Raw genomic sequence first — 23,716 nt, forward strand, 5'->3', positions numbered from 1 at the left:
TATCCTCCCGTTATAATATATCTGACAGCAGTCTTGAAATGGCTTCTTTAAATTTGACTGCTGTAGGTCTGTTGTTGTAATCCTTTCGCGTCAGTTCGTGACCGTGTTCCATATCAGTCAGAAACTGCCTGTCCATCCTTTGGCCAAAGTCTTTATCGTAGATAAAGGCGTTGGACTCAAAGTTAAGCCGAAAGCTCCGCCTGTCGAAATTGGCAGATCCGACCGTCGAAACTTCGCCGTCCACCACCAGGGTTTTGGCGTGAAGAAAGCCGTTGTCGTAGATGAAAACTCTGGCGCCGGAGCGAATCAGTTCGCCGCAGTATGCGTAAGTGGCCCAGTATACAAACATGTGATCCGGCATGCACGGTATCATAATCCGCACGTCTACGCCGGACTGCGCCGCCATTTTGAGAGACTCCAGCATGCTGGGGTCTGGAATAAAATATGGGGTCTGCAAATAGACCGACTTCTGCGCGTAGGTAATCATCTTCATCATAGAACGCTTAATCTCTTCTCTGACGGAATCGGGCCCGCTGGAAACAATCTGCACAGGACTTGTCCCCGCATCCCTGGGCGCGCCCAGATAGGCTTCGTCCAGCTCCAGCTGCTCTTTAGAAGCAAACCGCCAGTCCATGATAAAGCGGGCGTTGAGATCCTGCACGGCACCGCCCTGCAGTCTGATGTGCGTATCCCGCCAGTAACCGAACTTCCGCTTCTGCCCCAGATATTCCTTCGCGATATTAAACCCGCCGGTATAACCGATTTCGCTGTCAATGACAACGATTTTTCGGTGATTGCGGTAATTCATTTCAAAATAAAGATATTTCAGCTTGGGCTTAAAGAAATAAGCGGTCTTTCCGCCGGCCGCCAGAAACTCTGAAAGCCGCCAGTCATTGATAAACCTGCTTCCCAGAGCGTCCATCAAAAGCCTTACCTCTACCCCTTCTCTGGCTTTCTTTGTCAGCGCTTCCAGAAATCGCTTTCCTACCTTGTCGTCCTTGATGATGTAGTACATGACGTTGATGGATTTCGTCGCGCAGTTGATGTCGTGAAGCAGACTCTCAAACATCTCTTTGCCGTCCACCAAAAGTTCCACCTGATTGTTCTGGGTCAGAAAAGCGTTGCCGTAGACCTGATTCAGCTTAATCATATGTTTCCATCTGACTGCCGCCTCACCGGAAAAAGGAAAGGCTCCGCTGTCCATGGCTTCAATCTGCTCTTTCATTTCCTCGTTCATCGTCATCATTTCTCTCTCAGACAGCCTGGAAATCTTGTGTCTGGAAATATTCTGCGATAACATCATATAAAGGAAAATACCAAAAATCGGCAGTACAAACAAAACCAGAATCCAGGCAAGAGATGCCGCCGGATTCTTTCGCTCCAAAAAAATAATGGTCAGTGCTATGATCAGATTGATACTGTAAATAAAAGCGCTCCAGTTGCTGTCTGTAAACAAACTGATAAAATATGTCATCTCTAAATCCCCTAATACTATAATTTGTCCATTTTCATATTTTATCACAACACTGAAAGATTTTCCACATATAAATCAGCGGCAAGCCTATGAAATCTGTTTCCCTGCTTCGAGATTTGCTTGAAGTCTGCTCGAAGTCCGCTTCGGATCTACTCAGAAAGTGAATTTCGATTCTGGAAATCGGCTATCTAACCGTAAAAAGCTGATTTGAACAAATATGGTCAGATTGGCGTTTTCAAGCCGCTTGCTGATAATCGTTAATAAAAGAAATGCCTGCTGGCAGCGAGTCTCACTGCCAGCAGGCGCTTCTTTAAGAATATATATGGCTTTATCATTCGTATTTCTTCCTCATTTCTGTAACGACTTCGTCCCACGGTTTTACCATGCTCTATTATAAATATGCTTGTAATATTCCGCTATTAAATCCTAAATTCACACGCAAAAACTAAGTCTTCGCTTTTATGATATTCGGCATCCAGAGTTACATCACAGTCTTTTATAATTCTGTATGTTCCATGGGGTAATTTCCCATAATCTTTTTCCCAATTCACAGTAAAACTATATTCACCAGTTGGCACTTCATAAGCTACCATTACAAAATTCAAATACGGTTCTACATCGCTCCATTTTCCTAAGACTTTTTTCTGCAATGCGTAGAATTCCCCTGTACGCATCTGTAGGTCGGATTTGTTATTGATAATGAAAGTTCCCTTTTCTGCGGTAATAGCTTCTTTATCAGAAGCTGGATAAAATTCTAAATAACTGGCAATCACCGATTCCTCCGACAGTCTTTCTGACCAAATATCATTTAACGTGCTGCGATGATGCAGCGTAATTCCTAATATAGCAATAACTAATACGAATCCAGCTATTATTTTTATATATTTTCTCATCTTATTTTAGTATAAAGTTATGTTTAACCTTGATACAATATTTCCCTCCTCAATAAAAACTTTTCACATAAAGTAATATGCAAGATTTATACCATAAATAGAATTAATTTGAAATTTATATTGTATTAACTATTTTCAGCTACCCCAGACTTCATGACTTTCTATATCAAACTTTATCTATTTTAATTTAAAACATATATATGCCTGTTTAATCTTGTTTTAATCTATAGGTGTAAAATTTTTATTGATAAAATTTTGCCTGCATATCAAATAATTCGCGATACAACTTATTTGCCTGATACAGTTCATCATGGGTTCCATATTCTACAATCTTTCCATCAACAAAAACTGCAATCTTATCACAGAATTTACTGCTGGATAGACGATGTGAAATGAATATTGTCGTCTTACCCTTACTCATATCGTTAAAATGCTGATACATTTCGTATTCTGCTCTCGGGTCTAGTGCAGCCGTCGGTTCATCCAGAATCACTACAGGCGTATTCTTAAATAGTGCTCTTGCCAGAGCAATCTTCTGCCCTTCGCCACCCGATGGTTCGAATCCATCCTCTTCAAAATTTTTATAAATACTAGTGTAAATTCCTTTAGGAAGTTTCTCCAACTTGTCGCCAAAACCGCTGCGCTGCAGACAATCAATAATTTCTGTATCATCACACTCTTGATTGAAACAAACGTTTTCCTTTAATGTAAAGGAAAACAGCCTAAAATCCTGGAAGACTGCTGCCATCAAACTTTGATATGCATCATACTCAATTTCTTTTATATCGACCCCATTAAGCAGAATCCGTCCCTCTGTAGGCTCGTACAATCTAGTCAACAGTTTTACAAAAGTTGTTTTTCCTGCTCCATTTTCACCCACAACGGACAGCTTTTCTGCAGGAGAAATAGTAATATTTACATTTTTAAGCGCATAAGTACTTGCCCCTGGATATTTAAAAGATACGTTTTCAAACTGAATCGTATACCCCGCTGCATTGTCCTCAGGAAGTTGCTTTCCATGTCTCATTTTCTGCGGCATATTTACATACTTCTCCAGTTCCTCATAATACATGCCGAACTGCCTAATTCCAACAATGCTAGACATAACATCGTTCATCGCTGCTGAAAATTGTGCAACTGCCCCTAAATACATTGCAAATGAACCAATTTGAATATGGCGGCTTAATACATTAAAAATCAGATAAGCATAGGTAATTCCATCACGAATTAACGAAGTAAATGCGGTAAAATATTGAGATTTATTCATTACTCTTATTTGTTTTTTATAAAATGCGTCAGACTCACCTAAGTGCTTTGAAATCTTGCGAATTAGAAACTCCTTTAAATTATAAATTCGTTCTTCTTTTCCATACTCAAAATTCTCAATAGCATTTAAAAGATACAGACTTCTACGTTCTATCGGCGCTTTCTCCATATCCCATGAAACATATTTCTTTTGCACACGAGATTCTACCAAACTATTTAATAAAACCAGTATGACGAAAACGAATACAACTCCGACATTCAATGTGCTAAGTACAGCGATCAGTCCAGCAAAGACAAAAATTTTACCCACAATATTAAATGCGTAATCTAAAACCATACCAAACCCATCTCCATCCGCATATAAAATCTTATGGGCTTTTTCTTTTGTATCTAAGAATTCTGGATTTTCTAGAGATTCAAAATCGCAAGTGACTAGTTTTTCTGCCATCATACACTGAAAATCATTAAATACTTCACTTTTCGATGTAAACATAGCACCACGTAAAAAGGCAAGAAGAATTGTTCCCACAAAGTTAGTTAACACGAGAATCCCTACATATATGCCCAGATACTCTAGCCGTTGTAAATCAGTCAATTCATCAATAATATACTTGGGCATAATGACGCTAATCAGTGGCACTAATGCCGTTACCAACTGAAATGAAGCCGCATAAAAAATATACTTTTTATTAAATTTCCAAATTAGTTTCAATAAAAACCGAAAACTCTTAAACATACTTCTACTCCTCCCTGTCCTCAATCCAACATACTTCCATATGTGGACTGTTCTTTGAATACTTAATTTCTTTTATACAATTTGTTTTAGGCAGAAAAATAATCGTTTTACCTTTATGGATTTTGACCGCAATTTGTGAACATTCCACACTGGAATGTTGAAAAAAAAGATATTCTTTACTTCTCAAATACATAAACTTACTAAAAAAATTTGCAAAATCTTCAAAGCTATCCACTTTCATCAAAATAGACGTTGGAATACTTGTCTTTATATAATCTCGTTTAAAACCTGTTTCCACACAGATTTCAGATACAAATTTATTCGTCATTGCAAATAAATCTATAATATAAATACAAGAATGATGCATTATGTAATTCACTACATGCCCATTACCTGAAAGAGAAGAAATCCCAACTAATCCTACCTCCTCATACTTTCCTTCCAAAATGTAGTTTCCAAAACTAGCAACTGATGCACAACAGCCTTGATTTAATCGCACAGCATCATATCCAGTCCTATGCTTTTCCCATTGCAAACCATTATGCTGCTCATAAATATTATCATCTACTACTTCAAATCCTCCAATTTGAAGTAACTGTATTAATTCATAAAGATTCTTTATTTTCTCTCGCTTAATCTCTGGAGATTTATTTTTCAGTTTCTCTATATCTTCATTTGTAAGTCGGCTTTTTCCCAATGTATTAACAGGAATCCAATATACACCTGGATAAATCTTAGTATAAAAAGCAGCATTTTCTCTTAGATTAACTGTATCTTTTGTCATTATAGCAACTCCTATGATAAGAAATCAATACACTCCTGAACTAGTGATTCCATTTCAACCATTACACCTAATGTGTAAACCTTCTTCTTTGTTTCCTCAGCGACCTTTTCTTTATATGCTTTGATTTCAGCTTCATTAGCTAAAATTTTTTGTGTTAACATAATTTGCCAGTCATTAGGATACGTTAGAGGAGAAACAACAATCGATAAAACTGTACAGTCCACTAAACTCTCAATTGCGCAGATTGTACGTTTTATGTAATCAATATTATCGAATAAGTTGACACATAAAATGACTATATCTGGATTTGTTCCAAGTAAAAACTCCAATTGCGTTAAATGAGTTTGTTCTATATGATTATATAGCATAGGGACTGTTCCTGATTGGCTTCCTGTTAATATAAGGTCTTTACCTTTTTTATCAATATGAAACAAACTGCTATTAATTGATTCTATTAGGAATTTATCTGTAATATTAACGTTTGAATCATATCCAAAAGGGAATGAATCATCCATTCCAAAAAGTAAAGATGACGGTTCGGTACCAATCTGCCCAATATCATAGCCATAATTCGTAAATATTTTTCTTAAATATAATTGTAATGTAAACTTTCCTTGTGATTTTAATTGCCAATGTAAATTCCGGTCACAACCGGTAAACCAGGTTCCCTTAAGCGCTTTTTACCTTATCTTTCTCTATATTCCATTTTTTCAGCTATTTTTAGCAGTGTATCTTTATCATGCTTTCCTGTCATTTCAATACATAGCTGTCTATCTTCAGTTGACCAATAAATACTCAAAGAATCATATTCTTCAGTAACCATCAAGAATCCATTATGATAACCTATTTTAACTTCTTCAATAGAAGTATGTTCTGTATCTACAGTTATAGCCGCATCCATAGGAATTTCTCGAATACGGCACTCCTCCCTCGCATCTGAAGAAAACAACATAACTTTTTCAAACTCAGTTTTTTCTGCAGCCTGTAAAACAAATCCTTCTGGAATATATGTCGGATACCAGTAATCCTTCCAGTCACCAATCAAATCATATTCATCCTGTGAAAGAAGAGCCGCTGAACCCTCATCTTGAATAGAGAAAATCTGATAAATTTTCAGCCTAAACGCATCAGAACTTTCCAGCGTAATTGCCGAAAAAGTCACGAAGCAAACCATAATCATTGCTGCAACTTGCACAAAATGCCTTTTACGCTGTATTTTTTTCTTTTTTGCTTGTTTTTCATCAAATTCTCTAGCTAGATTTAAAATTTTTGGATCCGGCTCGATATCCATAATACTAATCGGTTCCCCATCTTTTTGAAAATACATATCCTCAGGTAAATTAAATTTCTCTCTCATACTGTTCCTCATTATCTTTATTATTTCAACGATTTAATCCAACATCCTTCTTAGCTTCATTAAAAGTCTCTGCTGACGCATTTTTACTGTGCTTTGTTTAAGTCCCATGGCATTTCCAGTTTCCTTTACACTAAGCTCCTGATCAAATCTTAAATCAAGCAGCTGCCTTTCTTCCACAGATAGACCGATCCTTATATTATATAATCTTTCCAGATTCTCTTTCAGAATAATCTCTTCTTCTGCCGACTTAGGAATGTCTGAAAGCTCTGCAACTTTTTCAAGACTCCTATTTCGCCTTACCTGAATTCTATACTGTTCACAGAACTCATTCTTTACCATGACTCTAATATAATTGTGAACCCATAAAATTTCATGCTCAAGATAGAATTCTGGTTGCTCTGCAACTTTAAGCCATATAATCGAAGAGAGTTCCTCAGCCGTATACCAGTCATTTGTATAATCTCTGATAAATAAGTATACCAACCGATGAGCTGATGCATATAATTCTTCAAACGATTCATACTTTTTCTTGCCATCTCCCATAACTAGATTCTCCTAAATAATCCTTTACTACGATTCATTTCAGATAAAAAACTTTCTATTATGAATATCACGCAAGATTCATACCATAAATAAAATTGATTTAAAATTCATATTATATGAACTATTTTTAAATACTGTAAGCCGCATAACTTACTATATCATATTTAACTAGTTTCACCTTTAACCAGATATATTCCTGTTTAATCTTATTTTGTCCTGTTATCCTAAATATAGCCTTTATCCCAATATACTCCCAATGCACGCTTCATCACCCTGTCCAGATTGTCGCTGCTCTTTTCACCGCAAGCTAATGATATTGCCGTCACATAAGAAAAAGAGGACTGCCCTGGCAGTCCTCCGCTCCACACTTATAAAATAATACAGATAAAATAATCCTTCCCCTCGTTGCTGATCTTCTGTAGTGACCTCTGCACCTTGACCTGCAGGCTTTCCGGCATTGCGGTCAGCTTACCTTCCATCTGCTCTGCCACCAGCTCCTGCAGGGATTTTCCAAAGAGATTGGTATCCCAGATATCGCTGCTTTCAGTACCTTCAGCATTCTCCGCTACATCAAACTTTTCCATCAGATATTTTGCCAAATCCGCAGACTGCTGTTCCGTCCCCACAATAGGTGAAATCTCCGTGCTGATATCGGTTCTCACCATGTGCAGACAAGGTGCCGAAGCGACCAGTCGCACGCCATACTTGCTGCCCTGTTTAAAGACCTCCGGCTTTCCCAGATTCATTTGTGACAGTTTTGGATGAACAATTCCATATCCGGTGGATTTTACTTTTTCAAGAGCCTGCGCCATATCGTCGTAGGCGCGCTTTGCACCGGCGTATTCAGAAAGGAGCATAAACAGTTCTCTGTCGCTTCGTACCGGCTGACCGAGCAGTTCCTCCATAATCTGATAATAAAGTCCTTCCTGCAGCTTGACATCGATGTACACTCTGCCCGTAGCCATTTCGGAATGCTGAACAGACACTTCCTTCACATGGGCATTAGCAGAAAGCATTTGTACCGTCTGTTCCACACTACTGATGGTATCTATGCCGTCCATCCACTCACAGACAGTCCTGACAATCCCCGCCTTAATATAGTGGTTCTGAGAAAGCGCATCCATATATTCCGGCAAGTCAATAAAGATTTCACTGACTGGAAACTGTTTCAAAAGCTCATCAAAAATCTGCTCCGGCACACTTCTATCCATTACTGCACAATCAGCCGCAATCACCGGCGCTGCATATTTTTCCGAAAGTTCTTTTGCCAGGTTCTGACATGCATTAGATGCCGGTATCGCACTGTTCAGCACAATGACAAAAGGCTTTCCCAGCGCCTTCAGCTGAGAAACAGTCTTTTCTTCTGCCCCCTCGTAAGCCTCTCTTGGAATTTCCCCAAAACTGCCGTCACAGGTTACCATAATGCCGACGGTGGAATGGTCGGTGATGACTTTCTCGGTTCCCCTCTCTGCCGCCTGTTCAAAAGGCATTTCCGCTTTATCCCACGGTGTCTTTACCATGCGGCTTTTTCCATCTTCCTGATGTCCAAGGACACCAGGTACCAGATATCCCACACAGTCTACCAGTCTGATTTCCATGGCTGCATGATTAATTTTTACTTTGACTGCCTCTTCCGGCACAAATTTCGGCTCCGTCGTCGTAATGGTTCTGCCGTCGCCGCTCTGGGGCAGCTGATCCACCACCCTGGTTCTGGCATATGTATTTTCAATACCCGGCACAACAAACAGTTCCATAAATCTTTTGATAAATGTGGATTTCCCCGTCCTGACAGGTCCTACCACACCGGCATAAATCTCTCCGCCGGTTCTCTCCGCTATACTCTTATAAATATTTCCATCAGTCATACCTTCATCCTCTTTCTCACATAACTTATTCAGAATATATGAAAAAACCGCCATGGATATGACGGTTTTGTAAAAGTTTTAGTCTTCAATTTTGTACTGGATTGCATTGATAATGGCTGCAGCAATATTACTTCCGCCCTTTCTGCCCCGTGCCACAATGGCAGGCACCCCAAGCTTGATAATCTGCTCCTTAGATTCTACTACATTGACAAATCCCACCGGTACGCCGATGACTGCCGCAGGTCTAAGCTTTCCTGCCTTTACTAAATTACTGATAGAAATCAGCGCAGTGGGCGCATTGCCGATTGCAAAAATAACCGGGCGATCAAGCTGCGCCGCTTTTTCCATGCTGACCAGAGAACGGGTTACACCTCTTGCCTTTGCTTCCTGCGCCACATCCTCGTCTCCGATAAAGCAAAGCACCTTCCCGCCGTATGCCTCGATGCGTTTCTTGTTAATGCCCGCCTGCGCCATCTTGGTATCCGTTACAATATATGCGCCGTTTCGGATGGCGTCCTGCACGGTTTCAATAATACCATCTGTAAAGTATAAACTATCCGCATACTCAAAATCTGCAGAGGTATGAATGCAGCGCTTAATCACCGCCTCATAGCGAGAATCCAGTTTCTTGTCGCCGAGAATTTCTCCAATCATTTCAAAACTCTTTGCTTCTATTTGATTAGGTTTAATATTTTCAATTTTCATTATGCTTCAATACCTGCCCTTGCCGGAATTCCCTTGTCGTAAGGGTGCTTTACTTTGTCGATTCTGGAAACATAGTCAGCAAGTTCCTCAAGCTCTGCAGTTGGATATCTGCCGGTCATTACGACCTCAAGCTGCTCCGGACGATTCTTCAAAAAGTTCACAATCAGCTGATCGTCGAGAAGTCCTGCTTCAATGGAGCCAAGCACTTCGTCCAGCACCAGCATATCGTAGTGGTCGTTTTCCAGCATTTTTACCATATCTGCAAATTGCTCTGCATTAATCTGTCTGGTTTCTTCCTTTTCTTCTTCAGTCATCTGGAAGGAAAACTTTTTAATCGGTTTCGTTCCCAGTACCTCAATGCCCGGCAGACTCTTTAGAATCTTCAGCTCGCTGCTGTCTCCGGATTTCAGAAACTGCATAAACAGAACGTGGAGACCGTATCCGCAGGCTCTTACAGTAAGACCCACAGAACAGGTTGTCTTTCCCTTTCCTTCACCACAATAAATGTGTACTAAGCCTAAATCATTCTTTTTCATATTCTTCCTCCTGTTATCTAATCAAACTGTAAATCAAATCCATATCCAGTGCAGCGCGTAAATTGTCTGCAAGAATATCATACTGCACCTGCTTATACGCGTCAACATCAAATGCCTTTACATCAGTAAAATCCATGCCTCTTTCAGCCAGAAGAGCCTCTATGACGGCTTTTGCAATTTCCTCTTTGTCAAAAATGCCGTGAATATAGGTGCCGTAAACATTTCCATCGTTTATGATATTGCCACTGGCGCCCGAGGTGCCCATGTGGATTTCATAGCCTTGATATGTTTTGCCTGACAGAGCAGCAAAAATGCCATCTACGTCAGATAGTACCCCTGTCGCATTGGTTCTGATTTTCTCATTCCCAAATTCAGTACTGTGGGGGAGCAGACCGATTCCGCTCATCTGACCTCCATGTTCCACACCCTTTGGATCTGACAGACTTTGTCCCAACATTTGGAATCCGCCGCAGATGCCGAAAATCGGCTTTCCCTTGGCATGGTGTTTCAAAACGGCAGCCTCAAGCCCTGACTGACGCAGCCACAAAAGATCTGCCATGGTGTTCTTTGTGCCCGGCAGTATAATGAGATCCGGATTTCCCAGCTCATGAACCGACCCTGCGTACCTTACGCCCACCCCGTCAATATATTCAAAGGGATTAAAGTCGGTAAAATTGGATATTCTCGGCGTGCGAATGACAGCGATATCCACAAGAACCTCACCTTTACGGTTTGCAAAGCGGTCAGTCAGACTATCCTCATCGTCAAGATCCAGTTCCATATAAGGAACTACGCCTGCCACCGGTACGGAAATGATATCTTCCAGCATGCGAAGCCCTGGTTCCAAAATTGTCACATCACCTCTGAATTTATTGATGATTACACCTTTGACTCTTTCTTTTTCTTCCTCGTCAAAGAGCAGCATAGTACCTGCTAAGGAAGCAAAAACGCCGCCTCTGTCAATATCTCCTACAAGAAGCACCGGCGCATCCGCCATCTTTGCCATGCCCATGTTCACCAAATCTTCTTCTTTTAAGTTGATTTCCGCAGGGCTTCCCGCCCCCTCCATGACGATAACATCGTAGTCCCTGGAAAGACTCTCAAAAGCCTGTCTGATATTTTCACGAAATCTTCCTTTTTCTCTGTAAAAATCTTTTGCAGTCAGAGTGCCATACACTTCCCCGTTGATAATGACCTGCGAGCCCTTGTCGCTGGTCGGCTTGAGCAGCACAGGATTCATACGGCAGTCCGGTTCAATCTGACATGCCTCCGCCTGCATCACCTGCGCTCTGCCCATTTCCATACCATCTTTGGTGATAAAGGAATTCAGCGCCATATTCTGCGCTTTAAAGGGAGCTACTTTATAGCCGTCCTGCTTTAAGATTCTGCAAATTCCCGCAGTTACCACACTCTTTCCGGCATTAGAGCAGGTTCCCAGTATCATAATTGTTTTAGCCATGGATAGGTTCCTCTCTTCCCTCTGTAATTTCTCCAAGACACTTTAAAAAATAAATATTTTCCTCTCTGGTTCTTACAGCGATTCGGTAATACTGCTCATCAAGAGAAATATAATTGCTGCAGCTTCTTACAATAATATCAAAGGCTTCCAGCGGTTTTCGGATATCCCTGGCACTTCTGAAAAAAATATAGTTCGCCTTTGTATTATACACTTTGTAGCCCAAATCTATCAATCCTTTTACAAGAAACTCCCTATTTTCTTTGATATATGTTTTCGTTTTCTCCACAAACCCCGTCAACTCAAGTGCCGCACAGCCTGCTTTTGCTGCTACAGTCGATACCGACCAAGGCTGCAGCGTCTCTCTGATGATTTCCGCCTGTACAGTATTTGCGCAGATGCAATATCCCAGTCTAAGTCCAGCCATAGCATATATCTTTGTAAATGCCTTTAAAATAATAACGTTTTCAAGGCGTTGCACATCAGCCATAACCGAATAGCGCTCTTCTTCGTCCAAAAACTCTGTAAAGCACTCGTCTATGACTAAAGTAACACCGCATCTTCCACATTTCTGCGCAATAGCAAGCACCAATTCCCGCTCTGTCGGTATACCAGTCGGATTGTTAGGATTGCAAAGAAACATCATATCCATACTCTCATCAATAGCTTCTAACACATCTTCCTGCAGCCGAAATCCTTTCTCCTCTGCAAGAAAGTGATAGACTACAGTACTGCCGCAAGTTTTCAGCGCCTGTTCATACTCCGAAAAAGTCGGCGCCAGAACAAGTGACTTCTGCGGTCGCAAGCCTAAAGCGATACGAAAGATGATGTCTGCCGCCCCATTGCCGCAGCAGATACACTCTTTCGGCACACTGTGATACAAACTAAGCGCCTCAGTCAGCTCCCTGTTCTGCGGGTCAGGATAGCTTTCGTACCGGTCTATATGTTCTGCAATCGCCGTCTTCACTTCCTCCGGCATGCCGAGAGGATTGAGATTAGCTGAAAAGTCATAGACCTTGTGGTCGTATTTATAAATATTTCCGCCATGTATTTCTTTCATTATAGTAACTCCAAACAGGTTCTAATCCCAAGGAAGATGATGAGGCATAAAATCGCTGCACCATACATCAGCTTCACGGTGTTTTTGATGTCGGATGCTTCGATTGGTCTGTCATCATCGCCGATGGTCTTTTTCTTGTAAAGTTTTCCGAAGTAATATGCGTCACCGGCAAGCTGTACATGCAATGCACCAGCACAGACAGATTCCGGATGGGCGCTGTTGGGGCTGGCGTGATTTCTTCTGTCTCTTCTGTAAATCTTCAGTCCATTCTTTGCGTCAAAGCCGGTAAAAAATGCTGCCGCCACCATAGCAAAAGCAGTCAGTCTTGCCGGAATATAATTCCAAATATCATCGCTGATGGCAGACACTTTGCCAAAATTGATATACTTCTCGTTCTTATAGCCCACCATGGAGTCCAGCGTATTAACCGCCTTATAAAGCATACCAAGGGGCGCGCCGCCCACTGCCATAAACAGCATAGGCGCAATAACGCCGTCAGAGGTGTTCTCCGCCACTGTTTCCACCACAGCCTTGGTAATCTGCCTAAAATCAAGATCTTCCGTATCTCTTCCCACAATGTAGGACAGATATTTGCGCGCACCTGCAAGATCGCCCGCCTCAATATGGTGATAAACACGCATACTCTCGTCTTTGAGCGACTTAGCCGCAAAAATCTGATAGCAAAGCAAAGTTTCCACCGCATATTTCAGATAAACATGAACCATTGCAGCTGCCTGCAGCAGCCCCCAGCATAACCCGAAGGTCAGCACAGGAACACTTACTGCCAGCACTGCTCCTGCTGCGATTTCACCGCCTTTGTTCTTTGGAAACAAAGCACGAAGCAGCTTTTCTCCCTTCGTAATGAAAAAGCCAATCAGGCGAATGGGGTGCGGCAGCCACGGCGGATCGCCAAAAAGACAGTCCAGCAAAAAAGCAATTAAAATGATGATGACTGTTTCCATCTATATGCCTCACATTTCCTTACAAAATTCTCCCCAAAAGCAGGATTGCTCCACAGGTGAATATGGGGATATCCAGCGAAAATTGTCTCACTGCTGCAGACAGCCTGCCAGTGTCTCTTTCCCTTTTCCGCAGTAAAACCTTCACCGTTCATATCACTGTCACTGTAGTGAAACTCATGGCAGGCAATGGTGTCCCCTTTCCCGCACATTAGATTGTCACTGTTTGCAGTCAGCGTTTTATATCCAAAGCGAACCAGACTTTTCGTCATCACAGATTGACCGGAAAGAACGCCCGCCATGGGAAAGATTTTTCCGTCTTTTTCTATGGACTTTCCCAGATACATAAAGCCGCCGCATTCTGCATAAACCGGCATGCCGCCGGCTGCTGCGCTTCTGACAGACTCAAGCATCGACTCATTAGAAGACAGCTCGTAAAGATACTCCTCTGGATAGCCGCCGCCTAAAATCACGCCGCTAATCCCGTCTGGAAGTTCTTTGTCCATAAGGGGTGAAAAAGGTATCAATTCCGCCCCCATTTTTTTAAGTAAAGTAAAATTGTCCTCGTAATAAAAACAAAAAGCTTTATCGCGGGCTACCCCAATGGAGACCGGCTTTTCCAATACCTGTGGTACGCAGATTTCCTCGCACTCTATTTCAGCCGCCGACTGTGCCAGCTCTAAAATTCCTTCCAAATCCAGCGTTTCGGCAGCCACCTTTCCCAAGACTTCCATCTTTTCTTTCAGGTTTTCTATTTCTTCGGCAGTAACCAGTCCCAGATGTCTGCTGCCAATTTCCGCCTCAGGAAGCTTTGGAAGATATCCATAGCAGCGCAAATGAAGTTTTTCTTCAATCATCTCTTTATAAAAAGGATACATAGCTTTTGAGCAGTGGTTTAGAATCACCCCCGCTATCCGATTCTCTGCAAAATTGATATATCCAGAAAGCTCCGCCAAAAGGGACAGGCTCTTTCCCCTGACCCCTGTAATGAGAATCTCCGGCGTTTCTGTCACTCTTGCAATGTGGTTAGCCGAACAGGTGTCATCAGAAAACCCCAAACCGTCATACATGCCCATAACCCCTTCTATGACAGCAATATCCGAACCCTTTCCATTTTCGGAAAGCAGGTATTTCACCGTATTTTCACCGCACAGAAATAAATCCAGATTTCTGGATTTTGTTCCCAAAATCTCACTGTGAAACATAGGGTCGATATAATCGGGACCGCATTTAAAGCTGGCGGCTTTGATGTTTCTGCTGTAAAGCGCCTGTAAAAGAGAGCAGGTCACAGTGGTTTTACCACAGCCGCTGCCACTTCCTACCAGCATAATTCGACTTACTTTAGTTTTCAAGTTTCCTTGCTCCTTTGATGATATATACCGGATTGTCTGCCTGCATAAGATGATAATTTCCCAGTTTTTTTGCGGTGGCAATGTTGGCACAGACTACCTCGGTTTCCATCTGCAGCTCCTTAAACACCTCAGTTGTCTGAGAAATGGTTTCCAGCGTTACCGCAGTGACTGCAAAGACTGCCGCCGGATTTTTTGCAAGAACGGCTTCCATAATCTCTGTGAGATTTCCTGTGCTGCCACCGATAAACACCTTGTCAGCAGGCGGAAAATCAGAAAGACCATCGGGCGCCAGCGCATTCCTTATTACAATGTTTCCTGCACCGGTTGCCGCCATGTTCTGTTTTACCAGTTCCACCCCTTCAGAATTTTTTTCCACTGCGTAAACCGTGGATTCAAAAGCTTTGTACGCCATTGCGCAGGTCACAGAGCCAGTGCCTGCTCCAATATCGTAAACAACATCGGTCGGCTCTATTTCCAAGGCTGACAGCACTAAGTTCCGTACAGCTTCCTTCGTCATAGGACTCTTTCCTCTGACAAAATCCTCATCTTTTAAGGTTTTATATCGGTTTGCATAATTTTTATTCTCGACAACTATAACTGACAAGTCGTCAAATTCCATCTCCGCAAAATCCGCTGGGTTTCCCGTCAATATTCTCTCTTCTTCAAGGGATAAATTTTCTCCGATATACATCGTAACATTGGAGAGTCCCGCCTTACGCAGCTGCTTTGCAATATCCTGTACCTTAAGCGTGCCTCCTGTCAGAGCAAACACCTTTTCATGATAGCAAACATATGGCACGATAGATTTGTTTCTGCCGTGAAGACTTACCGTCTTTATATCCTCATAGCCCAGTTTCAGTTTTGCCATAAAACAGGACAAACTGCCGATACCGCTGATAAATTCCATCTCAATTTCGGGTCTTACATTTTTTGCTATGGTGGATGCAATGCTGTAAAATCCCGTATCGCCGGAAGCTGCAACACATATGATTATAGGTTCTTTCCCATGGGCGTTAATATAAGAAACAGTGTCCATAACTCCCATCACCTGCACCTTGTCAGTCAGCGCCGAAAGCGAATCATAAAGTCTGCCTGCTGTCAGCACCAAATCGGCAGAACGTACCGCCTGTATCATCTTGTCTGTATAAAGATCCGCAGCCCCCGGACCTGCGCCTGCAACAATTACTTTCATAAAACTTCCCTATTTCTTCAATGCCTTTTTATAAGACTCAATGGTGAAATCCAGTTCTTCTTTTGTAAAACAGCTGTTTATGAACATCGCCTCATACTGTGACGGTGCCACGTAGATGCCTGCCTCAAGAAGCTCTTTGAACACGTGACCAAATCCCTGCGTGTCCGATTTGCAAGCGCTGTCATAATCTGTGACAGGCTCCTTTGTATAAAACATGCAGACCAGCGAGCCTATGTGATTTACCGTAAAGCCGCTGGCGCTGCGCAGACCGTCTGCCAGATACTGTCCCATTTCATTGATTCGATCATAAATGGAAGGGTTAACTAGCAGCTGCTGCAGTGTTTCAATGCCTGCAGTCATAGCGATAGGATTTCCCGATAAAGTTCCTGCCTGATACACACTGCCAAGAGGTGAAACACATTCCATAATTTCCCTTCTGCCCCCATAGGCTCCCACCGGCATACCGCCGCCGATAATCTTTCCATAGGTCACTAAATCCGGCGTCACACCGAAGTACGCAGCAGCTCCTCCAAAAGCAAGACGAAAACCCGTTATCACTTCATCAAAAATCAAAAGTGCACCGAATCGGTCGCATAAATTACGCAGCCCCTGTAAAAATCCAGGTTCTGCAGGTACAACGCCCATATTTGCAGCTGTCGGCTCCACAATGACGCAAGCAATATCGTCTCTGTTTTTTTCCATGAGAAACTCTACACTGGCAAGGTCATTATACCGCGCAAGGAGTGTATCCGCTGCTGCACCGCAGGTTACACCTGCGCTATCCGGATCGCCAAAGGTCATGGCGCCGGAGCCTGCCTTTACCAGCATAGCATCGCTGTGTCCGTGATAGCAGCCTTCGAATTTGATAATCTTGCTCTTTTTCGTATAGCCTCTGGCAAGGCGCAGCGCACTCATGACTGCCTCAGTACCACTGTTTACCATACGAATCATTTCTACGTGAGGAATATTGTCGCAAATCAGTTCTGCCAGTTCCACCTCAAGTTCTGTACATGCACCGAAACTGAGGCCCTTGCCGACTCTCTGCTGTACAGCGGCAATCACCTTCGGATCTGCATGACCTAAAATCATCGGGCCCCAAGAGCCCACATAGTCAAGATACTCATTTCCTTCGATATCGTAAATTTTATTGCCGCAGGCTTTTTCAATAAATCGCGGTGTTAAACCTACGGACTTAAAGGCTCTTACCGGACTGTTGACACCGCCGGGCATCACCTTTTTTGCTCTGTCAAATAGCTGCTGTGAACTCTTCATTAGCCGATATCTCCTCTCTTTATCGCATCTGCAATTTCCATGGCATAATAGGTCATGATGATGTCTGCACCTGCGCGGTACATGGAAACTGCCGTTTCACACATGATACCGTACTCATCCACAAGCCCTGCTTTGCCAGCATTTTTTATCATAGCATATTCACCGCTGACGCTGTAGGTTGCAATTGGCAGATTGGTTTCATAAGAAAGCTCTCTGATTACATCCAGATAGGAAAGCGCCGGCTTTACCATGAGAATATCTGCACCTTCTTCTTCATCAATGATTGCCTCTTTCATACCCTCCTTAATGTTGTGAAAATCCATCTGATAGGTTTTTCTATCGCCAAAAGAAGGTGCGCTGCCTGCAGCTTCACGGAACGGACCGTAAAATTTTGAAGCGTATTTCACTGCATAGCTCATAATCGGCACGTTTTTAAAGCTATTTTCGTCAAGGCCTGCGCGAATCGCAGCAATTCTTCCGTCCATCATGTCAGAAGGTGCAACCATATCAGCGCCTGCCGCCGCATGAGAAACTGCCGTAGCCGCCAGATATTTCAAAGTTTCGTCATTGTCTACGTCATGTCCGCAAAGAATACCACAATGTCCATGGGAAGTATATTCACACATACACACGTCGGTAATCACATAAATCTGATCTCCGTATTCTTCCTTTATCGCGCGTACAGCCTGCTGAACCACGCCGTTTTCGGCATAAGCCTGACTGCCCTTCTCGTCTTTTTCCTTTGGAATACCAAACAGCAGCACCTTATTAACGCCGTGCTGCAAACATTGGTCGATGACTTCCTTTGCTCTATCCGGGCTGTAACGATACTGCCCTTCCATCGCGGAAATTTCAGCTTTTATATCAGTTCCTTCTTCAAAGAAAATAGGATAAATCAGGCTGTCAGTTGACACCCTGGTCTCCCGCACCATACCGCGAATCAGCGGATTTGCTCTAAGTCTTCTCGGTCTGTTAATCATTGTATTTACTCCTTACCTTTTCTACCATACTATCGATAGTAGCTATCTTTGAAACGACTGTATCAAAGCCAAATCTTGCGGCTTCTGCTGCAGTCTGTTTGCCAATACAAAGGGCTTTTACCCCTGCAAAATGCTCTCTGCTCTGTGTCTTCACAAAACCATCCACACAGGATTTACTTGTAAAAGTCACATAGTCCCAGTCTTCCAGATCTGTAATCTCCTCATGTTTTACATATGCAGTATCGTAAACCGGATAATCCAGGTAGTCTATTTTTCCTTCATCAAGAGCATCAGTCAAATCGGCTGTTCCAATCTTTGCGCGCAGCAGCAGCACTTTACTGTCTTTGTTCACAAATCCCGTTGCAACCATCTCTCGTCCCAAAGTTTCACCGTCATATATAGAAGGCAGAAAATCCGCTGTCAGACCAAATTCCTTCAGGGCTGCTGCTGTGGCGCTACCGATACATGCAAAGCGCTTATCGGAAACCGCCCGAACATCTTTCCCCTGCTCCAAAAGCCAGCTGAAGAAGGAGCGAACGCCCTCGGTGCTGGTAAATACGAGCGTGTCATATCCTTCAAAATCAGGTGCTATAGGTCTGATAAAATCGGTCCTGATACAAGGATACAGCTTCGTTTCCGCCCCCAGATTCCGCAGCTTTTGTTCAAGCTTTGAAGCTTTACTTTTTGGCTGTGTCACCAGAATTCGCCTGCCCTTAAGTGGTCTTCCATCAAACCAGTCAAATCTGTCCGAGAGAGAGCAGACTCTGCCAACAGCAATGACTGCCGGAGATTTCACCCCATTACGCCTTACAGCTTCCTCTATATGTGCTAAATCTGAAATGAACTTTCTCTGCTTTGTATAGGTTCCGTTTTCGATTACAGCGCAAGGCATATCTTCTTCCATACCTGCAAGAAGCAAACCTTTTGCAATGCGGCCTACTGTCGACACACTCATCATAAAAATCAGTGTTCCTTTGAGCCGTACCAGCGCGTCAAAATCGATAGCAAGTTCGGCGCCTTCCTTTGCATGCCCTGTAATAATGTGCAGCGACGAGCAAAAATCTCTGTGCGTTACCGGAATGCCTGCATAGGCCGGCACAGAAATAGACGATGTGATGCCCGGTACTACCTCAAAGGGGATTCCGTTATCTGCCAATAGTTCCAGTTCTTCTCCCCCCCTGCCAAAGACAAATGGGTCGCCGCCTTTGAGCCGCACTACTTTTTGACCGGCCTGTGCCTCTTTCAGAAGGATTTTGTTGATTTCATGCTGAGGGACCGGATGATTTCCTACATTTTTGCCTACGTCGATGCGTCTGCAGCAATCTGGAATCAGTTCCATAATGCTTTCACTGACTAGCCGGTCGTAGACGATAACGTCCGCTTCCTCAATCAGCCGCACAGCCTTCATTGTAAGCAGTTCCTTATCTCCTGGACCTGCACCTACTAAATATACGATTCCTGTGCCCATGCGCTGCCTCCTTTCATCCTCAGAGCAAGCTCTCTTCCCAAACTCTCTCCCTGATATTTGCTGCCCTTTATTTCATCTATGTATTGGTTCTCTTCTTCATCTACATAATAGCCCTTTATCGTGATTTCATCACCGTCAATCACAGCATATGCTGCAACCGGTGAACTGCAGCCGCCGTCCAAAGTGCGGACAAAGCTTCTTTCTGCCAATGCGACTAATCTTGCCTCTTCATCTGTGAAATCCTTAAGAAAAGGAACCTCATAGCCTTTTCTTCCCTGTACTGCCAAAATTCCCTGGCATGCAGCCGGCAGAATTTCCTCAGTAGAAAACAACTTGCTGCTTCGCGCTTCAAGGTTTAGTCTTTTCAGCCCCGCATAGGCTAAAATAATAGCATCGTACTGTCCTTCGTCCAGTTTTGCAAGGCGTGTCTGCACATTGCCTCTAATCGGTCTGATATCCGCTGTCTGATACAGTTTCTGCGCCTGTAATTTCCTTCTCTTTGAAGAGCAGCCTATGATTGGATTTTGCGGCAGCCTTTCAAGACCTGCCCGCAGAACCAGCGCATCTCTTGGGTCTTCTCTTTCGGAAAACGCCAGAAGCGGCAAATCGCCATCCACCTCCATCGGCATATCCTTCAGACTATGCACTGTTAAATCAACTCTTTTCTCCATCAAAGCCTTATCCAGCTCCTTGACGAAAAGACCTTTCCCTCCAATTTGATCCAACGTTTTATCTAATATGATGTCGCCGGTGGTCTTCATAGTCACCAATCCGACATCAATGGTGCTGTCGAATTTTCTAATGGCATCTATCACCATCTCTGACTGAATCACAGCCAGCTTGCTTTCTCTGCTTCCTACGATTACTTTCATCAGTATGCCTTTCCTTTTATGATTTCTCTTACTTTTGCTGCAGCTCTTTTCGTAACGCTGTGAGAAAGTCCGCTACCGCAGATACCTGCAGTAACCTCATCTCCCGCTGCGACAGCCGGAAAATAAAATGTACACTCTGCCCTATTATCACAGACACTTACCAAAATGTTCCGTTTCTTTGCCGCATCTCCAATCTGCTTGTTTACCTGTCTGTTATCAGTACAGGCAAGCACCATATAGCAGTCATGCAAATATTCTTCATTATAAATGTCCGTAATCAAAGTCAGTCTGTCATTTGCCGTCAGATTTTTCAGCGCCTGGGAAGTCTCCGGCGCTATGACAGTAATTTCAAAATCAAATTCCAGCAGAGTTTTAACTCTTCTGGTTGCGATATTGCCGCCGCCAAATACAACTACCATCTTCCCCTCAGATGGTACAAAGACCGGAAAATATCTATTTTTCATAATAGTCCGCTGCCTTTCTTAACACCTCTTCAAAGGAATATCCTGCCTCCTCGCTGGGTCTTCCAATCACAATAATTCCGAAGCCTTCTTCCAGACACGACAATTTATCATCAAAGCCGCCTGGTTTTCCCGTATTCTTTGTCACAAGCCACCGGCAGCCGTACTGTTTCATAACCGCCAGATTCATTTCCTTTATAAAAGGACCCTGCATAGCGATAATATTTTTTGGAGCGATACCTGCTGCTATACAGCTTTCAACAGATGAAACCGATGGAAGCACTCTTGCAACTGCTCTTTCCTGGATACCTTTCATTTTACTATATTTCCACAGCTCTTTGGCACCGGTCGTCAGCAGCACCCGCTCATCAGTTCGATTTAAAAAATTCACAGCTTCTTCGATGGTAGCGACTTCTATGATACCCTCACCTGCGGTGTTTCCCTTTTCTCGCAGAAGCCTCAAATATGAAATCGACTGATTCTCACAGGCTCCTCGAATATTTTCTGTGACAAGATTTGCGTAAGGATGTGTCGCATCAATGACAAGACCGTAATCTCCGGCAGCCATCAGCTCTTCCATTTCTGAAAGGTTCAACCTTCCTTCAAGAACAGAAAGCCCCGGTATATCTGTCAGCATTTCACTTCCGTAATCCGTAGCAACACAGAAATCCGCACCGCTTTGCCATTTCCTCTCCGCAAAAGCCTTTGCCAGCTGATGACCCTCATAAGTTCCCGCAAAGACCAGTATTCTTTTTTTCTTACACGTCTTGATATCCACGAGGTGTTACCAGCTTTCCGTTGATGACTTTCGTCTGACTATTTCCTATAAAGACAGTGGTAAACATGTCTATTTCTTCATTATTTTTTAAATCAGCAAGAGTGCATACCACCCCTGTTTCGCCATCTCTTCCGATGTTTTTTACATAACCGCAGGGCGTATCCCAGCCTTTGAAAGCGCTCATAATCTCTGCTGCTTTGTCGACATAATCGTGACGTTTCTTACTTTTCGGATTATAAAGACAGACCACAAAGTCAGCATCTGCCGCAAGGCGCAGTCTTTTTTCAATTTTTTCCCACGGAGTCAAAAGGTCTGACAGAGAAATAACTGCAAAGTCGTGAATCAGCGGTGCTCCTAAAACTGCTGCACCGCTGCAGGCTGCTGTAATACCCGGCACAGTAATAATTTCCACCTCAGGATGCTCTGCTGCAACCTCTGCCATAATTCCCGCCATTCCGTAAACGCCAGCATCTCCGCTGCAGACAAAAGCCACTGTTTTTCCTTTCAGAGCAGATTCCAGCGCCAGTTTGCAGCGATCCACCTCTTGCTTCATGGCAGTCGATTTAACTTCTTTTCCCTCTGTAAGCTCTCGTACCAAATCCACATACAGAGTGTAGCCTACGATAACATCGCTTTTCTCAATGGCTTCCTTCGCCTGCGGCGTCATATATTCCCTGTTACCTGGGCCGATGCCCACTACATATATTTTCATTTAGATATCCTCTTTCGACAGACGCTCCCTGAAGCTATACCATTTGTGGAAGTCGTCCATGTATTTTTCTATAATCAATTCAATTTCTTTCATTTGCTGTTCCATACGGGTGTCTCTCACATCTGTGCCCAAATTATCTATATCATAGTAACGCACATGCGCAAGTTCTTCCACCCTTGGGTCAATATCTCTGGGTACAGCCAAATCAATAAACACCTCCGGTACTCTGCTCAACCGGCTGATTTCCTCCATAGATACAGTGTAATGGGGACTTAAAGTTGCACTGACAACAGCGTCAACCGTCTCTATCGCATGATAACGTTCCCCATAGTTGACGGTTTTCACACCCTGCGGTATGATGTTTTCTCCATGCCTATACTGACGAAGGGTCATCGTCGCTTCTAAGCCCTCTTTTACCAGAATTTCCGCAACCAGACGTCCAATCATTCCATTTCCGATGACCAGCACCTTTTTCAGTGCCGGATTGGTACGAATCAGTTTGACCGCCCGAGAAGCAGTTGAATTGTCATCAAACTTGAAATCCACCAGAGTTTTTGCCTTTTTTCCCGCACTGACACCATTTCTGAAAATGACATTGAGCAGAGTATCTGTCACCCCCGCTTTTTGGGCAGCTTTCAGCGCATCATCTACCTGTGTCACAATCTGATCATCGCCCCAAATCTGAGATTCAGCACCCGCTGCCACTTTACACAGATGGATAATCGCATCATCGCCTGTCAGTGTCCGGTTCATATAGGCGTAAGTCCCATACTCAACCCCTATCATCCGGCAAAGCTCCTTAAAAGGGTTTAATACTGCTTCGTCCTTGAGAGACAGATATAGCTCTGTCCTGTTACATGTGGCGATGAGAACTGCCCCCAGTATCTCCTCTTTTTCCTTCAGCTTATCATAAAGCTCTGCAGTCTGCGTCTTTGTACAGGAGAATATCTCTCTTTCTCTAAGCCCCGCCATGTTATAATCAATATATGACATAA

The 23,716-nt window shown here is 43.2% G+C and carries 23 protein-coding genes; all 23 read right to left on the reverse strand.

What is annotated here, in order from left to right:
* Nucleotides 1-10: 10 nt before the first annotated feature.
* A complete protein-coding gene (cls, locus tag NFR88_RS09630; protein ID WP_251615533.1) occupies nt 11-1,474 on the reverse strand; it encodes a cardiolipin synthase in 1,464 nt (487 codons plus the stop codon).
* A 419-nt stretch (nt 1,475-1,893) separates the two neighbouring features.
* Entirely contained in the window at nt 1,894-2,367 is a 474-nt protein-coding gene (locus NFR88_RS09635) for an immunoglobulin-like domain-containing protein (protein WP_251615535.1), read from the reverse strand.
* Between the two features lie 241 nt (nt 2,368-2,608).
* Complete coding sequence (locus tag NFR88_RS09640; protein ID WP_251615537.1) at nt 2,609-4,369, reverse strand: ABC transporter ATP-binding protein; 1,761 nt, start codon at nt 4,367-4,369, stop codon at nt 2,609-2,611.
* A 4-nt stretch (nt 4,370-4,373) separates the two neighbouring features.
* Entirely contained in the window at nt 4,374-5,153 is a 780-nt protein-coding gene (locus NFR88_RS09645) for a hypothetical protein (protein WP_251615539.1), read from the reverse strand.
* An 11-nt stretch (nt 5,154-5,164) separates the two neighbouring features.
* Nucleotides 5,165-5,668: a hypothetical protein gene (locus NFR88_RS09650; protein ID WP_371874465.1), complete on the reverse strand. Its 504-nt coding sequence runs from the start codon at nt 5,666-5,668 to the stop codon at nt 5,165-5,167.
* Between the two features lie 170 nt (nt 5,669-5,838).
* Nucleotides 5,839-6,510, reverse strand: coding sequence for a DUF4367 domain-containing protein (locus NFR88_RS09655; protein WP_251615541.1), 672 nt, complete (start codon nt 6,508-6,510; stop codon nt 5,839-5,841).
* A gap of 33 nt (nt 6,511-6,543) precedes the next feature.
* Nucleotides 6,544-7,053 carry a sigma-70 family RNA polymerase sigma factor gene (locus NFR88_RS09660; protein WP_251615542.1) on the reverse strand — a complete coding sequence of 170 codons (510 nt, stop codon included), beginning with the start codon at nt 7,051-7,053 and terminating at the stop codon, nt 6,544-6,546.
* A 368-nt stretch (nt 7,054-7,421) separates the two neighbouring features.
* Complete coding sequence (spoIVA, locus tag NFR88_RS09665) at nt 7,422-8,918, reverse strand: stage IV sporulation protein A (protein WP_251615544.1); 1,497 nt, start codon at nt 8,916-8,918, stop codon at nt 7,422-7,424.
* 78 nt (nt 8,919-8,996) lie between these two features.
* The gene (locus NFR88_RS09670) at nt 8,997-9,623 is read right to left on the reverse strand and encodes a precorrin-8X methylmutase (protein WP_251615547.1); all 627 of its coding nucleotides are present in this window, start codon (nt 9,621-9,623) and stop codon (nt 8,997-8,999) included.
* On the reverse strand, nt 9,623-10,159 hold the full coding sequence (locus NFR88_RS09675; RefSeq protein ID WP_160202199.1) for a cob(I)yrinic acid a,c-diamide adenosyltransferase: 537 nt from the start codon (nt 10,157-10,159) through the stop codon (nt 9,623-9,625). Before NFR88_RS09675 ends, NFR88_RS09670 begins: the two co-directional genes overlap by 1 nt.
* A gap of 13 nt (nt 10,160-10,172) precedes the next feature.
* Nucleotides 10,173-11,618: a cobyric acid synthase gene (locus tag NFR88_RS09680; protein WP_251615549.1), complete on the reverse strand. Its 1,446-nt coding sequence runs from the start codon at nt 11,616-11,618 to the stop codon at nt 10,173-10,175.
* The gene (locus tag NFR88_RS09685; RefSeq protein WP_251615552.1) at nt 11,611-12,675 is read right to left on the reverse strand and encodes a pyridoxal phosphate-dependent aminotransferase; all 1,065 of its coding nucleotides are present in this window, start codon (nt 12,673-12,675) and stop codon (nt 11,611-11,613) included. Before NFR88_RS09685 ends, NFR88_RS09680 begins: the two co-directional genes overlap by 8 nt.
* The gene (gene cbiB, locus NFR88_RS09690; RefSeq protein ID WP_251615556.1) at nt 12,675-13,637 is read right to left on the reverse strand and encodes an adenosylcobinamide-phosphate synthase CbiB; all 963 of its coding nucleotides are present in this window, start codon (nt 13,635-13,637) and stop codon (nt 12,675-12,677) included. The genes NFR88_RS09685 and cbiB overlap by 1 nt, the downstream gene beginning before the upstream one ends.
* On the reverse strand, nt 13,613-14,986 hold the full coding sequence (locus NFR88_RS09695) for a cobyrinate a,c-diamide synthase (protein WP_243151123.1): 1,374 nt from the start codon (nt 14,984-14,986) through the stop codon (nt 13,613-13,615). The genes cbiB and NFR88_RS09695 overlap by 25 nt, the downstream gene beginning before the upstream one ends.
* A complete protein-coding gene (cbiE, locus tag NFR88_RS09700) occupies nt 14,976-16,178 on the reverse strand; it encodes a precorrin-6y C5,15-methyltransferase (decarboxylating) subunit CbiE (protein ID WP_251615559.1) in 1,203 nt (400 codons plus the stop codon). The genes NFR88_RS09695 and cbiE overlap by 11 nt, the downstream gene beginning before the upstream one ends.
* Before the next feature lie 9 nt (nt 16,179-16,187).
* Nucleotides 16,188-17,450, reverse strand: a complete 1,263-nt coding sequence (hemL, locus tag NFR88_RS09705) for a glutamate-1-semialdehyde 2,1-aminomutase (protein ID WP_251615563.1) — start codon at nt 17,448-17,450, stop codon at nt 16,188-16,190.
* Entirely contained in the window at nt 17,450-18,430 is a 981-nt protein-coding gene (hemB, locus tag NFR88_RS09710) for a porphobilinogen synthase (protein WP_251615565.1), read from the reverse strand. Before hemB ends, hemL begins: the two co-directional genes overlap by 1 nt.
* On the reverse strand, nt 18,423-19,898 hold the full coding sequence (gene cobA, locus NFR88_RS09715; protein ID WP_251615568.1) for a uroporphyrinogen-III C-methyltransferase: 1,476 nt from the start codon (nt 19,896-19,898) through the stop codon (nt 18,423-18,425). Before cobA ends, hemB begins: the two co-directional genes overlap by 8 nt.
* Nucleotides 19,874-20,770 (reverse strand): hydroxymethylbilane synthase, encoded by an 897-nt coding sequence (gene hemC, locus NFR88_RS09720; protein WP_251615571.1) that lies wholly within the window; start codon nt 20,768-20,770, stop codon nt 19,874-19,876. The genes cobA and hemC overlap by 25 nt, the downstream gene beginning before the upstream one ends.
* A complete protein-coding gene (locus NFR88_RS09725; RefSeq protein WP_161907530.1) occupies nt 20,770-21,234 on the reverse strand; it encodes a precorrin-2 dehydrogenase/sirohydrochlorin ferrochelatase family protein in 465 nt (154 codons plus the stop codon). The genes hemC and NFR88_RS09725 overlap by 1 nt, the downstream gene beginning before the upstream one ends.
* Nucleotides 21,224-22,009: a precorrin-6A reductase gene (cobK, locus tag NFR88_RS09730; protein ID WP_251615575.1), complete on the reverse strand. Its 786-nt coding sequence runs from the start codon at nt 22,007-22,009 to the stop codon at nt 21,224-21,226. Before cobK ends, NFR88_RS09725 begins: the two co-directional genes overlap by 11 nt.
* Nucleotides 21,990-22,721: a precorrin-3B C(17)-methyltransferase gene (gene cobJ / locus NFR88_RS09735; RefSeq protein WP_251615576.1), complete on the reverse strand. Its 732-nt coding sequence runs from the start codon at nt 22,719-22,721 to the stop codon at nt 21,990-21,992. Before cobJ ends, cobK begins: the two co-directional genes overlap by 20 nt.
* The gene (locus NFR88_RS09740; RefSeq protein WP_160202210.1) at nt 22,722-23,714 is read right to left on the reverse strand and encodes a glutamyl-tRNA reductase; all 993 of its coding nucleotides are present in this window, start codon (nt 23,712-23,714) and stop codon (nt 22,722-22,724) included.
* Between the last annotated feature and the right edge of the window lie 2 nt (nt 23,715-23,716).

This window comes from Senimuribacter intestinalis, from assembly GCF_943192965.1.
In the GTDB taxonomy this organism is placed as follows: domain Bacteria; phylum Bacillota; class Clostridia; order Peptostreptococcales; family Anaerovoracaceae; genus Senimuribacter; species Senimuribacter intestinalis.